This window comes from Flavicella sp. IMCC45668, from assembly GCF_057219105.1.
The window spans coordinates 130,868-145,799 of the sequence record NZ_CM170114.1; the positions used below are offsets into that span (position 1 = coordinate 130,868).

The window sequence follows — 14,932 nt, forward strand, 5'->3', positions numbered from 1 at the left end:
TTAAATGAGAAAAACTTTATTTGTCAATCTTTAGTATATTTGCCACACAAAAAAAATTAAAAAACATTCAATTTTATATTTATGTATAATTTATTAAAAGGAAAAAGAGGTATTATTTTTGGAGCATTAGATTCAAATTCAATTGCTTGGAAGGTTGCTGAGAGAGCTCATGAAGAAGGAGCGACATTTGTTTTGACCAATGCACCGATTGCAATGAGAATGGGAACAATTAATGAGTTGGCTGAGAAAACAGGTTCTCAAGTGATTCCTGCTGATGCAACTTCAATGGAAGACCTTGAAAATTTGGTAGAGAAATCTGTTGAAATACTTGGAGGTAAAATTGATTTTGTTTTGCATTCTATTGGAATGTCTTTGAACGTAAGAAAAGGAAAACACTATACGGAATCAAATTATGATTTTACGCATAAAGGTTTTGATATTTCTGCGCTTTCTTTCCATAGAGTTATGAATGTTCTTTACAAAAAAGAAGCAATGAGTGAGTGGGGGTCTATAGTTGCCTTGACTTATATGGCTGCACAAAGAGTATTTCCTGATTACAATGATATGGCTGATAATAAAGCATATTTAGAGTCTATTGCTCGTAGTTTTGGTTATTTCTTTGGAAGAGATCATAAAGTGAGAGTTAATACAGTTTCTCAGTCTCCAACGATGACTACTGCAGGTAGCGGTGTGAAAGGATTTGACGGATTTATCAATTATGCTGAAAAAATGTCTCCTTTAGGAAATGCAACTGCATTGGAATGTGCTGACTATACGATTTCATTATTTTCTGATTTGACTAAAAAAGTAACTTTACAAAACTTATTCCATGATGGAGGATTCTCTAACATGGGGGTGAGTACAGCTGTAATGTCTGAGTTTACAGAAGAAAAATAAGATTTTCAAGATTCAAATATTAAAATGCAAGCGCTTTCGCTTGCATTTTTTTTTTGTTTCAAAAGTAATTTCTAAAGAGATGGTTTTCTTTAGTATATTTGGCTTCCATATTTTATAAAATGAATTTACAATACTCTATTATTATTCCTGTTTACAATCGTCCTGATGAGGTACAAGAGTTGTTGGAAAGTTTGACCAAGATGAAAGGAGATTTTTCTTTTGAAGTGGTGATCGTAGAAGATGGTTCTCCAAATACCTGTGAGAGTATTGTATCGCATTTTAAACAATATTTGAACATTCAGTATTTTTTAACGGAGAATCAGGGTGCTGGAAAAAGTAGAAATTATGGGATGCAAAAAGCCAAGGGGAATTATTTTATAATTTTTGATTCCGATTGTTTGATTCCCGATGGGTATTTAAACGCAGTCGATACTCAATTACGTTTAAAGTTTACAGATGCTTTTGGCGGACCTGATGCGGCACATGAGAGTTTTTCTGATATTCAGAAAGCAATAAATTACTCAATGACCTCATTAATGACTACGGGAGGAATTCGTGGAAAGAAAAAAGGAGTAGGGAAATTTCAACCGAGAAGTTTTAATTTAGGAATCTCCAAAGCTGCTTTTGAAAAAACTCAAGGTTTTTCGGATTTAAAGATTGGAGAGGATATAGATTTGACTTTTAGATTATGGAAAGAGGGGTTTGAAACACAGTTGATCGATACTGCTTTTGTTTACCATAAACGAAGGGTTGATTTTTCTCAATTTTACAAGCAAACAAATGCCTTTGGGAAAGCAAGGCCTTTTTTAAACAAGCGTTTTCCTGGAACGGCAAAAATCACGTATTGGTTCCCAAGTCTTTTTTTTATTGGGTTTATGATTTCTATGCTTGGAGCAGCCTTTAATATAAGTTTGGGTTTGCTACTTTATATAGGGTATTTTATAATCTTAGCAATTCATGCAATGATAGTTGAAGGGAGTTTGAAAGTAGGTTTGTTAGCGGTTGTGGCTACAAGTGTTCAGTTTTATGGTTATGGGACTGGTTTTTTAAAATCATACTTTCAAAAAAAATAAAACCTTGACAATCTTCCGGATATCAAGGTTTGTGAAATATACATTCTAAAAGAATTAGATTAATTTATAATCTATCAAGAGTTCACCTTCTAATGAACCTTGTAAATGATCACCTTTTACATTTTTACCAGCTCCAGTGGCAGGAGTTCCTGTGAAAATTAGATCTCCAGGCTCTAAAGTCATAAATTTAGAGACATAGGCAATAATTTCTTTGAAATTGTAAATCATTTTGGATGTGTTTCCAATTTGTTTTTGCTCTCCGTTGATTTTTAGATCAAAATTGATGTTTGACAAATCCTCAAATTTTTCAATAGGATAGAATTTTGAAATAGGAGCAGCTCCATCAAAACCTTTAGCTAAATCCCATGGTCCTTTAACATCTCTATAAGTCGTTAAAATGTCTTTTGCGGTATAATCAATTCCTAAACCTATTTCAGAAATGTATGATTCTGCATCCGCTTCAGCAATGTTTTTTCCTTCTTTTCCAATTTTTACAACTAATTCTAGTTCATAAATTAATTGATCTGTAAAGGAAGGATATTCAACATCGTTGTTGTCTAAAACCAAACTAGATTCTGGTTTAGAGAAAATAATTTGAGTTCCGTTTTTAAGAGCATCTATCTCTTCAAGATTGTTTACGTAGTTTTTACCAATACCAAGTATTTTCATTTTTTCTTTATTTAATTGTGTCAAACTCTATAAGGTATAAAGTTTCATCTTCTTTTTTTATTCTGTAAATTTCTCTGGCATATTTTTCTAATTGTTCTGGGTCGTTCAAGGCCTCAATCATTTTTTTGTTATGCTCAATTTCTTTTTTATAAAACTCTATTGAGTTTTTTAATTCTTCTATTTCTTGATTGTATTCTCTGTGATTTAAATATGAGTTTTCGTCAAAAAAAAGCATCCATGTACAGAAAACTATTAAAATCAAAACATAGCTATTCGTTAAGATTTTTAAAGTTTTATTTTGCTGTATCTTTTTTATTAGTTTCATGAAATTACGCTAGTCTTTTTTTTATTATCTCAGTCAGTTCCTCTAAATTATTCGTGCTTATTTCTGTATTATTAAAAATTAAATCAGCATGTTTTTTATTCGGTTCAATGTACAGATTATGCATTGGTTTTAAAGTCGATCGATATCTATGAATAACTTCTTGAGTGTCTCTTCCTCTTTCTTTATTATCTCTAAGGATTCTTCGCATCAGTCTTTCATCCGCATCTGCATCAATAAAAATTTTTAAATCAAACAAATCTAATAATCTTTTATCGTTAAATATCAAAATACCTTCAACTATTACAATTTTTTTTGGCAGAAAACTTTTGCATTCTTTCATTCTGTTGTGAGTGTGGAAAGAATAAACTGGTTGTTGAATAGGAATGTTGTTTTTTAAGGAAATGAGTTGCTCAACCAATAAATCAAAATCAATGGCATCTGGATGGTCAAAGTTAATTGCGATTCTTTGTTCGTGTGTCAGTGCATCAGTTGATTTGTAATAAGAATCCTGAGAAATAACTCCAATATCATTTTTATTAAAATGGGAGATTGCTTTTTCAACTAGAGTAGATTTTCCACTTGCAGTACCTCCGGTGATTCCGATAATAAACATCTTTGTTTTTTTACAAATTTAGAAAAATCTTAGAAATAAAAAGCGCCTCTAAAACTGAATTTAGAGGCGCTTGATGTTCTATGTAATTTCGGTTTTTATAATCCGAAAGCTTCTTTTACTTTTTCAGTGTAATCAAGTTTTTCCCAAGTGAAAGTTTCAATTTCTTTCTCAACAACTTCACCATTTGGAGATTCATATCTTACGGTTTTAACTTCAGGAGTTCTTCCCATATGCCCATAAGCTGCAGTTTCCAAATAAATAGGATTTCTTAGTTTTAATCTTTCTTCAATGGCAATCGGTCTCATGTCAAAAATGGTACTCAATTTTGCTGCTATTTCTCCATCAGATAAAGAAACTTTAGAGGTTCCATATGTTTCAACAAAAATCCCCATCGGCTCTACCACACCAATTGCATAAGAAACTTGTACTAAAATTTCATCAGCAACTCCAGCTGCAACTAGATTTTTAGCAATATGTCTTGTAGCATATGCCGCAGATCTATCCACTTTACTCGGATCTTTTCCAGAGAAAGCTCCTCCACCGTGGGCTCCTTTTCCTCCGTAGGTATCTACAATAATTTTTCTACCAGTTAAACCAGTATCTCCATGTGGTCCACCGATAACAAATTTTCCAGTTGGATTGATATGATATTTAATATCATCTCCAAATAAGGCTTGAATCTCTGGTTTTAGTTTAGAAAGAACTCTAGGAACCAAAATATTGATGATGTCAGATTTAATTTTTGCCAACATCTTTGCGTCATCAGCATCAAAATCATCATGTTGAGTTGATACTACAATAGCCTCAATTCTTTCTGGTTTGTTTTCATCAGAATATTGAATTGTAACCTGGCTTTTTGCATCTGGACGTAAGTAAGGAATCTCATTTCCTTCTCTTCTCAAAGCAGCTAGTTCTATCAACAACCTATGAGATAATTCCAAAGCCAAAGGCATGTAATTATCAGTTTCATTGGTTGCGTAACCAAACATCATTCCTTGATCTCCTGCTCCTTGTTCTTCTTTAACCTCTCTGTCAATACCACGATTGATGTCATCAGATTGCTCATGGATCGCAGATAAAACACCACAAGAATTACCGTCAAATTGATATTCTCCTTTCGTGTATCCTATTTTATTGATAGTTTGTCTAGCAATTTTTTGAACATCTAAATAAGTTTTAGATTTTACTTCACCAGCCAAAAATACTTGTCCAGTGGTAACCATAGTCTCACATGCTACTTTAGATTCTGGATCAAAAGCCATAAAGTTATCAATTAAAGCATCTGAAATTTGATCAGCAACTTTGTCAGGGTGTCCTTCCGAAACAGATTCGGACGTAAATAAATATGCCATTGTTTTTTAATTTTTCTATGAGTCGAGAAAAACAGAAATAATTACCAGCGCCGCTAAAGAAATAGATTGAGAATCCTGCTTTAGCTCTTTTTTAACGAGGTGGCAATCAGTCAAATCTTTCCTCTTTACTTTTAATACTGCAAAATTACATAAAAAGAAATGAATATTTGCTTTTTAAATAAAAGTTTCTACATTTGTTGTAACAAAAAAAGAAGAAATGAATTTTACATTAAATATGTGTTCTAAAATGATGTGCGGATCTCGGTCTGTAGGGGATGCTATTGTGTAAAATTAAAATAATACATAAATTCAAGACCTCTATAGATTTTCTATAGAGGTTTTTTTTGTTCTAGAAATTAATACAAACTATTAAAAATTATCACCATGAGCACACACAAATTTGAAACAAATGCTTTGCATGCAGGACATGACACAACATTAACTCAAGGAACAAGAGCAGTTCCAATTTATCAATCTTCATCTTATGTGTTTAATGACACTGAACATGCTGCAAATTTATTTTCATTAGGAGAATTAGGTTTTATTTACACACGTCTAAACAATCCTACGAATCAAATTTTACAAGATCGTTTGGCGGCTATTGAAGGAGGAATAGGAGCTGTTGTGTTTGCTTCTGGGACTTCTGCAATAGCAACTGGCTTAATGACTTTGTTAAGAGCAGGAGATCATATTGTAGCTTCAAGTAGTTTGTATGGTGGGACATTTACTTTGTTAAATGTTACATTGCCACGATTGGGAATTACAACAACTTTTGTAGATGCTTCCAATCCGGATAGTTTCAAAGAAGCAGTACAAGACAATACTAGAGCGTTTTTTGTGGAGTCTTTAGGAAACCCAAAGTTAGACGTGCTTGATTTAGAAGCGATATCTAAACATTCAAAAGAAGCAGGAGTTCCTTTTATTGTTGATAATACAGTGGCAACACCTGGATTGTTAAATCCCATTAAACATGGAGCTAACTTGGTGATTCATTCATTGACAAAATATATTGGAGGGCAAGGAAATTCTCTTGGAGGAGCTATTATTGATGCTGGTACTTTTGATTGGACAAATGGGAAATTCCCAGAATTCACTGAGCCTTCAGCAGGCTACCATGGGTTGGTTTATAGTGAGGCTTTGGGAGCTGCTGCTTTTACATTTAAATTGATCTTAGAAGGTTTACGTGATTTTGGAGGAGCTTTGAGTCCTTTCAATGCGTTTCAAATCATTCAAGGTTTAGAAACGTTACCAGTAAGAATAAAGCAACATAGTGAAAATGCTTTAGAACTTGCAACCTGGTTAGAGTCTAGAGAAGAAGTTGCATGGGTAAACTATCCAGGACTTGCCTCAAATAAATACAATGATTTAGCAAAAAAATACTTACCAAAAGGACAAAGTGGTTTGGTAACTTTTGGAGTAAAAGGTGGTTTTGAATCATCTAAAAAAGTAACGGATGCCACCAAGGTATTTTCATTGTTGGCAAATATTGGAGATACGAAATCTTTAATTATTCATCCGGCAAGTACTACACATCAACAATTGAGTGAAGAGCAACAGCTTGGAGCTGGTGTTTCTCAAGATTTGATTCGTTTATCTGTTGGATTAGAGTCTGTTGAAGATTTGAAAGCGGACTTGGAAAATGCATTTAAGTCTTTGTAAATTAATTGAATTCCTTAAATTTACCAAGGGCAAAATTATTTGTCTTTGGTAAATTACATAAAAATGAAGATTGTGAAAACTGAAAATGAAAAATACTGCCATGAGTGTGGAGAGCCTATTAATAGAAAAGCAGAGATTTGCCCAAAATGTGGTGTAAGACAAGAAGTAATTTATGGAAGGTCTTCTGCGAGTCAAGAACAAGAAAAAAGATGGATTGTTTCTTTGGTCTTATGTTGGTTTTTAGGAGTTTTTGGGGCGCATAGGTTTTATACAGGGCACACGGCTATTGGTGTTGTTCAACTTTTAACTTTAGGAGGTTGTGGTATTTGGGTTTTGATTGATTTTATTATTTTATTGACGGGTAGTTTTAAGGATGCAGACGGTGTTCCGGTTAAATATTAACAAAAGGTTTTTCAATTATGTGAAAAATCGTAAAGTTGTGATGCTGTGTTTTGGGTATTATGCTGTTTCAATTTTATTGTATCTTTTTACAAAAATAGATGTTTTGCCAGCTTGTTTGTTTAAAAGTGTCTTTGGTGTTTCTTGTTTAGGATGTGGCATGACTAGGGCTTTTATACAATTACTTTACTTAAATTTTTTGGGAGCCTATCAAACAAATCCTATTGTGTTTGTTGTAATCCCTTTATTATTTTATATAGTTTATCAAGATTTTAAAAAGGTAGATGCGATGCAGATGACAGATTAAACTTTGTTCGCATAAGAGAACTATAGATTTACTAAAGAAACGTTGCAGTTTGGTAAATAATTCATATTTTTGCAACGTAGTTCATATATTTTTTGAAATGTTATCAAGAAAGGCAGAGGGATTAGACCCGGTGAAGCCTTAGCAACCCTTTATTCTTTTAAAGAAGGTGCTAAATTCTACCTTGGCAATATGCTTGGATAGATAACCAAAGACTAAGTAAAGTCCTTTAATTTTTTTATAACATTTCCGAAACGCTTTTGAAATTTCATTAGTAAGTGAATTTGTTATTAATAAAAAGGAAATACTTTGAATAGTAGTTTAAAATATCATTCTATTGTCGATTTTACTACCGAGACAGGTGTAGTCTATGATGAACTAGAACTTTCTTATGAAATTTTTGGTCAAGAATTACATAGTGCTCCCATTGTGTTAGTAAATCATGCTCTTACGGGAAATTCTGATGTGGCAAGTCCTCATTCGGGTTGGTGGAAAGGAATTATTTCTGAAGGGAATCTAATAGATACAAATAAGTATACTATCATATCATTTAATATTCCAGGAAATGGTTTCGATAAGAAACCTGATAATTTGATTGAAAATTATAAGGATTTCACTGCTAGAGATGTGGCTCAATTATTTGGGTTGGCTTTGCAACAGTTAGAGGTGAAAAAGTTACATGCTCTGATAGGAGGTTCATTAGGAGGAGGAATTTCTTGGGAAATGGCAGTGTTATTTCCCTTGTTGGCGGATAACTTAATTGTGGTGGCGTCGGATTGGAAAGCTTCTGATTGGATTTTAGCTCATAATAAAGTTCAAGAACAAATTCTATTAAACTCCAAGAAACCGGTTCATGATGCTAGAATGATGGCAATGATGTTTTATAGAACGGCAGGTTCGTTTAAAGAAAAATTCAATAGAACAGTAAATGAAAATTTAGGAATTCCTAATGTAGAAAGTTGGTTGTTACACCATGGTTTTCAGTTAGAAAACAGATTTCACTTACAATCTTATAAAATGGTGAATCACTTATTATCTACTTTGGATATTGTTAGAGATAGAGGTAGTTTTAAAGAAGTAGCGCCATTGATCAAAGCAAAAATAATTCAGATTGGGATAGATTCTGATTTCTTTTTTGTTCCTCAAGAGAATATTGAAACTAAAAATATTTTGGACGAATTAGGGATTGATAGTGTTTATAAAGAAATAATATCATTACACGGACATGATGGTTTTTTGGTTGAGGATGCTCAGCTGAAAAAACTATTGAAAGATGTTTTTTAAATTAATAAAGTAAGAATTCACTTTGATAAGTGACATACATATAAGCCATGAAAGTAATTAAATTCGGAGGTAAATCTTTAGCAAATGGGCAAGGTCTTCAGAGTGTTTTGGATATCATTAGCTCAAAGATAAAAAAGAAAGAAAAAAGTATCGTGGTACTTTCAGCAAGAGGTACTTCTACGAACGATTTAGAAAAGCTTTTAGAAAAATCTAAAAAAAGTACTTCTTATAAAGAGGCTTTTGAAAATTTCAAAAAGTATCAGATAGAGCCAAATCCTAAGGCAGATTTTTCTGAAGAATTTTCTTTTCTTGAGAAGATTTTTGAAGGAGTAAATCTTTTGGGTGATTATAGTCCTAAAATAAAAGATTTAGTGTTGGCTTATGGAGAGTTATTGTCTGCTAAAATGGTAGTTTCTCTTTTAAATAAAAACGGGATCAATGCAAATTTTGTGGATTCTAGAGAGTTGTTAAAAACAGATGCTACTTTTGGAGAAGCAGAGTTGCTTGAGGATGTTTCGAAGTATAATGTGGTTGAGTTTTTTAAGAATTGTAATGCTTCTGAAATTCAGATCGTAACAGGGTTTATTGCATCTAATACAGAAAATGAAACAACAACCTTAGGACGAAATGGTAGTAATTACTCTGCAGCTTTATTGGCAAACTATTTAGGTGCGGATGAATTAGAAAATTATACCCATGTAGATGGTATTTATACGGCAAATCCTGATTTGGTACCAAATGCGAGAAAAATTGAAAATTTATCTTTCAAGGAAGCAAATGAATTGGCAAATTTTGGGGCGTATATTTTAAATGCAAAGGCAATGATTCCTTTAACAGAAAAGGGAATTCCATTAAGAATTTTAAATACGTTTGATGCCTCTAGTAAAGGAACATTAATCACTAACGATCATGCCTCAAAAGATGGGATTAAAGCCATTTCGGTATTAGAAAACATGGCCTTGATTAATCTTGAAGGTAAGGGGCTTTTGGGTAAAGTAGGGGTTGATGCTAGGGTGTTTACTGCGTTGCAAAAAGATAATATCAGTGTAAGTATTATTTCACAAGGATCTTCTGAAAGAGGGATTAGTTTTGTTGTAGATGCAACTCAAGCTCGTAAGGCAAGAGAGGCTTTGGCGAATGAATTCAATCTTGATTTTTTAAGTAAAGATGTTACTAAAATTGGCGTAGAAAAGGATGTTGCAATAATTTCAACATTAGGAAAAACCCTGGCTTCTTTCAATAGTTCTTACAGTGCTTTGATACGAAATAGTATAGAACCAATTTTAATGAATAATACAGTTGCTGGTAGGAATGTTTGTTTGGTTGTGAAAAACAAGAACTTGCATAAGGCGGTGAATGTAATTCATGGGGAGATTTTTGGAGTTGCTAAAAAAATTAATATCGCTATTTTTGGAGTTGGTTTAGTGGGGGGGACGCTGGTCGATCAAATACTAGAAAGCAAAGCAAAAATTTTGAAACGACGTGGTGTTGAATTAAATGTTTTTGCGGTAGCGAATTCTAAAAAAGTGGTTTTAAATGAAACAGGGATCACTAACGATTGGAGAAAAGAATTAGAAAATAATGGAATTGCGAGATCTGTAGATGAGGTTGCTGCATTTGCAAATGAATATCATTTAGAAAATTTGATAGCTGTTGATAATACAGCCAATGCTCAATTTGTTGAAAATTATATTCCATTGGTTCAAAAAGGCTTTAATTTAGTTTCTTCAAATAAGATAGGAAATACAATTTCTTACGAATTTTACGAAGGATTAAGAGAGGAGTTAAAGCGTAATAAAAAAACATACTTGTACGAAACAAATGTTGGTGCTGGTTTGCCTTTGATTGATACCATTCGAATGTTGCACCATTCGGGTGAAAATATTACGAGAATTAAAGGGGTGTTTTCTGGAACGTTGAGCTATTTGTTTAATAATTTCTCTGCGAATGACGAGAAATTTAGTACAGTGTTACAAGGAGCAAAGGACCAGGGGTTTACAGAGCCAGACCCAAGAGAGGATTTGAATGGAAATGACGTTGGAAGAAAATTATTGATTTTGGCACGTGAATTGGATTTGAAAAATGAATTTTCTGATGTTCAGATTCATAATTTAATACCAGAAACTTTAAGAGAAGGAGATACAGAAACTTTTTTAAGTAATTTAGATCAGTTTGATTCTGTTTATCAAGAGGTGAAGGGAAAACAAGAACCTGGAAATGTGTTGAGGTATATTGGTGATTTACACGGTGATTTGTCACAAGATAAGGGGCGTTTAGAGGTGAAACTGATTTCTGTATCGGCAGATTCTGCTTTAGGGCAAGTAAAAGGAGCTGATTCTATTTTTGAGATTTATACAGAATCTTATGGGGAAAGGCCAATTGTAATTCAAGGAGCAGGAGCAGGAGCGCATGTTACGGCAAGAGGTGTTTTTGGTGATATCTTAAGGCTTTCTGAAGGAGGGTTGTAAATAAAAATAAAATATTGATCTGTTGGGTTGTTTTAATATGACCCAGTAATTAAAAAGAATACAATGAGTAAAAGACATTTTGAAACGGAAGCGGTGAGAACCCAATCTGAAAGAACTCAGTTTAAAGAACATTCAACACCTTTGTATTTAACATCGGGGTTTGTATTTGATGATGCCGAGGAAATGCGTGCTTCTTTTGCAGAAGAAAAAGAGCGTGATTTATATAGCAGATATAGCAATCCTAATACTTCTGAATTTATAGAGAAAATATGTAAAATGGAAGGGGCTGAAGATGGTTTTGCTTTTGCTTCAGGGATGGCAGCTATCTATTCAACTTTTGCTGCTTTGTTGAGTTCTGGTGATCATATTGTATCAGCAAGGTCTGTATTTGGAGCAACACATGGTTTGTTTACAAAATACTTTCCAAAATGGGGGATTGAAACTTCTTATTTTGGGGTGACAGAGGTAGAGAAAGTAGAAAGTTTGATTCAGCCAAATACTAAATTTATTTATGCAGAAACTCCAACGAACCCAGGAGTTGATGTGCTAGATTTAGAAGAGTTGAGTCGTATTGCAAAAAAACATAATGTTTTACTGATTATTGATAACTGTTTTGCAACTCCTTATTTGCAACAGCCAATTAAATTTGGGGCGGACTTGGTAATTCATTCTGCAACAAAATTAATCGATGGACAGGGAAGAGTTTTAGGCGGGATTACCGTTGGTTCTAAAGAGTTGATTCGTGAAATTTATTTGTTTTCACGTTTAACAGGACCTTCTTTATCGCCTTTCAATGCATGGGTATTGTCTAAAAGCTTAGAAACACTATCAGTGAGATGTGAGAAGCAATGTGATAATGCATTGAAATTAGCAGAGTTTTTAGAGGCGCATCCAAAAGTAAAATGGGTGAAATATCCTTTTTTAAAGTCTCATCCTCAACATGAAGTTGCCATCAAGCAAATGAAACTAGGAGGTACAATTGTTGCTTTTGAAGTGGAAAATGGTGTTCAAGGAGGGAAAACTTTCTTTGATAGTATCGAAATGTGTTCGTTGTCTGCTAACTTAGGCGATACTAGAACGATTGTAACGCATCCAGCTTCTACAACACATGCCAAATTAGCGAAAGAAGATAAAGAAGCTGTCGGTATTTTAGATGGTACCGTTCGTTGTTCTTTAGGTCTAGAGCATATTGATGATATTATCACCGATATCCAACAGGCTTTGGAAAGAATATAAATATCATAGATGATTTTTTTATTAAAAACCAACACTTTTGTGTTGGTTTTTTGTTTTAAATGAATAGCCAAGTTGTCTATTTAAAGATTGTTCCATCAAAAAAATCTACCTCCTTCTTCCTCCCGAATAGGTCATTGCTTCCCCTTTACCAAATCCATAGCTTATTCCAAGAGTAAAAAAGCGACCACGACTTCTTTCACTGTATCTTTCAAAGGTTGGTTGAATAACAGATTGTGAATAAATTCTTGAATTGAATAGGTCTCTGATTCCAATATTGACGATTGCTTTTCCTTTTAAGATTTTTTTGCGAAGTCCCGCATCCATAAACGCATATGCATCATTCGTTCCTTGCAGGGTTTGGTAATCTGATCTATAATTACCAGTTAATTCGAGATCGATATCTTTTGGGAATCGAATTTTTGTTCCGAGCCTAGCAGACCATTGTCGTCCTACGAAGTCAAAAGATTGATCTTCATATGACCCGTTTCTTTCGAAATAGTTATAATTAAAATCACCATTAAAACTTAGCCAATTGTTAGCATTGTATTTCCCGTTCGTTTCAAAACCTATGGAGTTTTTTGTTCCAATATTTTGAGGAGTAGCAATGGTAATATTGTCAACAAAAGTATATACGGTTTCAATAACATCTGTTGTATAGCGATAATATAAACTAGAGTTTAGTGATGCTTTTCCTAAACTAAAAATACTGGTTAATTCGTAAGAGTTTGTGAATTCTGGTTGTAATTCAGGGTTACCAGTTCTTACATTAAAGTTATCTCGAATGCTCACAAATGGATTCAGGTTTCTTAAGCGAGGTCTGAAAATTCTTTTGGAATAGCCTGCTTGAATAGAAAAATCACTTGCTATTTTATACGAAGCATGTAGGGTAGGAAATAGATTCGTATAATTTTGCTTGTTTGATTCATTTGTATCTGTAAGGTAGGTTCTTAAATCTGTGTTTTCAACTCTAAGTCCTGCTTTTGCTCCCCATTTTTCTTTTTCGTAGGCAAATGTTCCATAAACACCTAATACGTTTTGGCTGTATTCAAAATTATTAGAGAGAGAATCATTGATTACATAGTCATCTTCAATCCATTCTCTAACTTCGTAATCATTAATGACGCTATTAACAACATATTGGGTTCCCGTTTCTAGAGTGAATATGTCGTTTATAGGGTTTACATAGTCAGCTTTAAAAGTGTAGTCCGAGTATTTGTAATCTGTATCGACTTGTTGTTTTTCGTTATTTTCGGTGCCAGATATAGTAGTATCTAAAAACTCAGAAGAAAGGTCTTTGGCAAAATACCTTCCGAGAGCACTTACAATTAAGGAATTTTCTTCATTATTTTTAAACTCTTTTTTATAATCTAATTCGTATTGAAATTTCGGATTTGTTGCTTCGGTTGTTTCCGTTCTTACCCAATTAGAAATAAGAAGGTCATTTGCATCAAAAGCAGTATAAGTAGTTTCTGAAGGTTGGTCTTCGATTTCGTAGGCAAAACTTCCTGAAAGCGTTAAAATATTACGTTCGTTGATATGGTAATCTGTACCGAGTGTTGCGTTAAAAAACGTTTCGTTTCTGTATTCTGTTCCTTCATTAAAAAGAGTTTCGCCACTGTTGAGGTTCTTGTTGCTCCCGTTTTTGTATTGTGGTAATGATCGATATCCGGCTCCGAGTTGTGTAAATAAATTAAAATTTTCCGTTCTTCTATTTAAACTCAAACCTAAGCTATGGTTATCGGGTGTTCCTGTATTTGCTGAGATGGAACCATTCCAACCTTCTTTTTGTTCTTTTTTTAAGATGATATTTAAAATACCAGAGGTACCAGAGGCTTCGTATTTAGCGGAAGGGTTTGTAATTACTTCGATACTTTCAATCATATCGGCAGAGATGGTTCCCAAAGCGTTGCTAGATTGATCGGCGAGTACGGATGGTTTTCCGTTTACTAAGATTTGAACACTTGTACTACCGCGAAGACTTATTTCGCCTTCAATATTAACATTAACAGAAGGAACGTTATTGAGGGCTTCTAGGGCGCTTGCTCCTGAACTACTAATATCTTTACCTACATTAAAAACTCTTTTATCTAATTTGAATACAGTTTTTGAAACTTCTGCTCTAACAATTACCTCGTCAAGTTTTTTGTTTTCGGGATGTATTTCAATACTACCAAGATTTAACACTCTATTTGAATTTTTTAATTTTGAAATAGTTTTGGTTTGGTATCCCATAATACTAACTTCTAATTCAAAGTTAGAATAGGTGGTGTTGATGCTAAAAGCACCATTCATATCCGTAGTTGTTCCAGATTTTTCATTTGTGTCTAGATTGTAGAGTACGATACTTGCGTAGGGTATGGCAAGCCTATTGTCTTTTTCTATAATTGTTCCATGAATCTCAGTTTTCTTGTATTGTGCTTGCGAAAAACTAGCCGAGAGTAGTAGTGTTGCCATCAAAATAATCTTAATCTTCATTCGGAACCATTTTTGTTAATTTAAAATATGGGTTAGATTGTGTTGAAACAAATTAAACCATAAGATCTGTATCGCAAAAGTTTTTTTTGGCAAACGACCAAAGTTTTAGGTTAAACAGCAAATTGTCGTTTAGCTCTGTAAATTAGTAGTTTAAGGTGTGTGTTTTGTTGATTAACTA

13 protein-coding genes and 1 riboswitch are annotated in these 14,932 nt (G+C 33.5%); of the genes, 8 read left to right on the top strand and 5 right to left on the bottom strand.

The window, feature by feature from the left end:
• Window positions 1-81: 81 nt before the first annotated feature.
• Window positions 82-897, top strand: coding sequence for an enoyl-ACP reductase FabI (locus AC2DZ0_RS00635; RefSeq protein ID WP_484643025.1), 816 nt, complete (start codon window positions 82-84; stop codon window positions 895-897).
• Window positions 898-1,016: 119 nt separating this feature from the next.
• The gene (locus AC2DZ0_RS00640) at window positions 1,017-1,970 is read left to right on the top strand and encodes a glycosyltransferase family 2 protein (protein ID WP_484643027.1); all 954 of its coding nucleotides are present in this window, start codon (window positions 1,017-1,019) and stop codon (window positions 1,968-1,970) included.
• A 54-nt stretch (window positions 1,971-2,024) separates the two neighbouring features.
• Here AC2DZ0_RS00640 and AC2DZ0_RS00645 read toward each other — a convergent pair whose 3' ends face one another.
• The 4 genes from AC2DZ0_RS00645 to metK form a co-directional block, all read right to left on the bottom strand.
• Complete coding sequence (locus tag AC2DZ0_RS00645; RefSeq protein WP_484491096.1) at window positions 2,025-2,639, bottom strand: fumarylacetoacetate hydrolase family protein; 615 nt, start codon at window positions 2,637-2,639, stop codon at window positions 2,025-2,027.
• Window positions 2,640-2,646: 7 nt separating this feature from the next.
• Window positions 2,647-2,964 (bottom strand): FtsB family cell division protein, encoded by a 318-nt coding sequence (locus tag AC2DZ0_RS00650; RefSeq protein ID WP_484491097.1) that lies wholly within the window; start codon window positions 2,962-2,964, stop codon window positions 2,647-2,649.
• 4 nt (window positions 2,965-2,968) lie between these two features.
• Window positions 2,969-3,577, bottom strand: coding sequence for a uridine kinase (gene udk / locus AC2DZ0_RS00655; RefSeq protein WP_484643029.1), 609 nt, complete (start codon window positions 3,575-3,577; stop codon window positions 2,969-2,971).
• A gap of 95 nt (window positions 3,578-3,672) precedes the next feature.
• Window positions 3,673-4,929 (bottom strand): methionine adenosyltransferase, encoded by a 1,257-nt coding sequence (gene metK, locus AC2DZ0_RS00660; RefSeq protein WP_484643031.1) that lies wholly within the window; start codon window positions 4,927-4,929, stop codon window positions 3,673-3,675.
• Window positions 4,930-5,313: 384 nt separating this feature from the next.
• Between metK and AC2DZ0_RS00665 the strand changes: the two genes are divergently transcribed.
• From AC2DZ0_RS00665 to AC2DZ0_RS00690, 6 genes are all read left to right on the top strand, one after another.
• Entirely contained in the window at window positions 5,314-6,588 is a 1,275-nt protein-coding gene (locus AC2DZ0_RS00665) for an O-acetylhomoserine aminocarboxypropyltransferase/cysteine synthase family protein (RefSeq protein WP_484643033.1), read from the top strand.
• Between the two features lie 63 nt (window positions 6,589-6,651).
• Window positions 6,652-6,990, top strand: a complete 339-nt coding sequence (locus AC2DZ0_RS00670; RefSeq protein WP_484491101.1) for a TM2 domain-containing protein — start codon at window positions 6,652-6,654, stop codon at window positions 6,988-6,990.
• Window positions 6,991-7,009: 19 nt separating this feature from the next.
• Window positions 7,010-7,294, top strand: a complete 285-nt coding sequence (locus AC2DZ0_RS00675; protein ID WP_484643035.1) for a DUF2752 domain-containing protein — start codon at window positions 7,010-7,012, stop codon at window positions 7,292-7,294.
• Between the two features lie 97 nt (window positions 7,295-7,391).
• Window positions 7,392-7,502: riboswitch (SAM riboswitch) on the top strand.
• A 98-nt stretch (window positions 7,503-7,600) separates the two neighbouring features.
• On the top strand, window positions 7,601-8,575 hold the full coding sequence (locus tag AC2DZ0_RS00680; RefSeq protein WP_484643037.1) for an alpha/beta fold hydrolase: 975 nt from the start codon (window positions 7,601-7,603) through the stop codon (window positions 8,573-8,575).
• 47 nt (window positions 8,576-8,622) lie between these two features.
• A complete protein-coding gene (gene thrA / locus AC2DZ0_RS00685; RefSeq protein ID WP_484643038.1) occupies window positions 8,623-11,043 on the top strand; it encodes a bifunctional aspartate kinase/homoserine dehydrogenase I in 2,421 nt (806 codons plus the stop codon).
• Between the two features lie 63 nt (window positions 11,044-11,106).
• On the top strand, window positions 11,107-12,279 hold the full coding sequence (locus tag AC2DZ0_RS00690; RefSeq protein WP_484643040.1) for a trans-sulfuration enzyme family protein: 1,173 nt from the start codon (window positions 11,107-11,109) through the stop codon (window positions 12,277-12,279).
• 105 nt (window positions 12,280-12,384) lie between these two features.
• Here AC2DZ0_RS00690 and AC2DZ0_RS00695 read toward each other — a convergent pair whose 3' ends face one another.
• Entirely contained in the window at window positions 12,385-14,754 is a 2,370-nt protein-coding gene (locus AC2DZ0_RS00695; RefSeq protein WP_484643041.1) for a TonB-dependent receptor, read from the bottom strand.
• Window positions 14,755-14,932 lie beyond the last annotated feature (178 nt).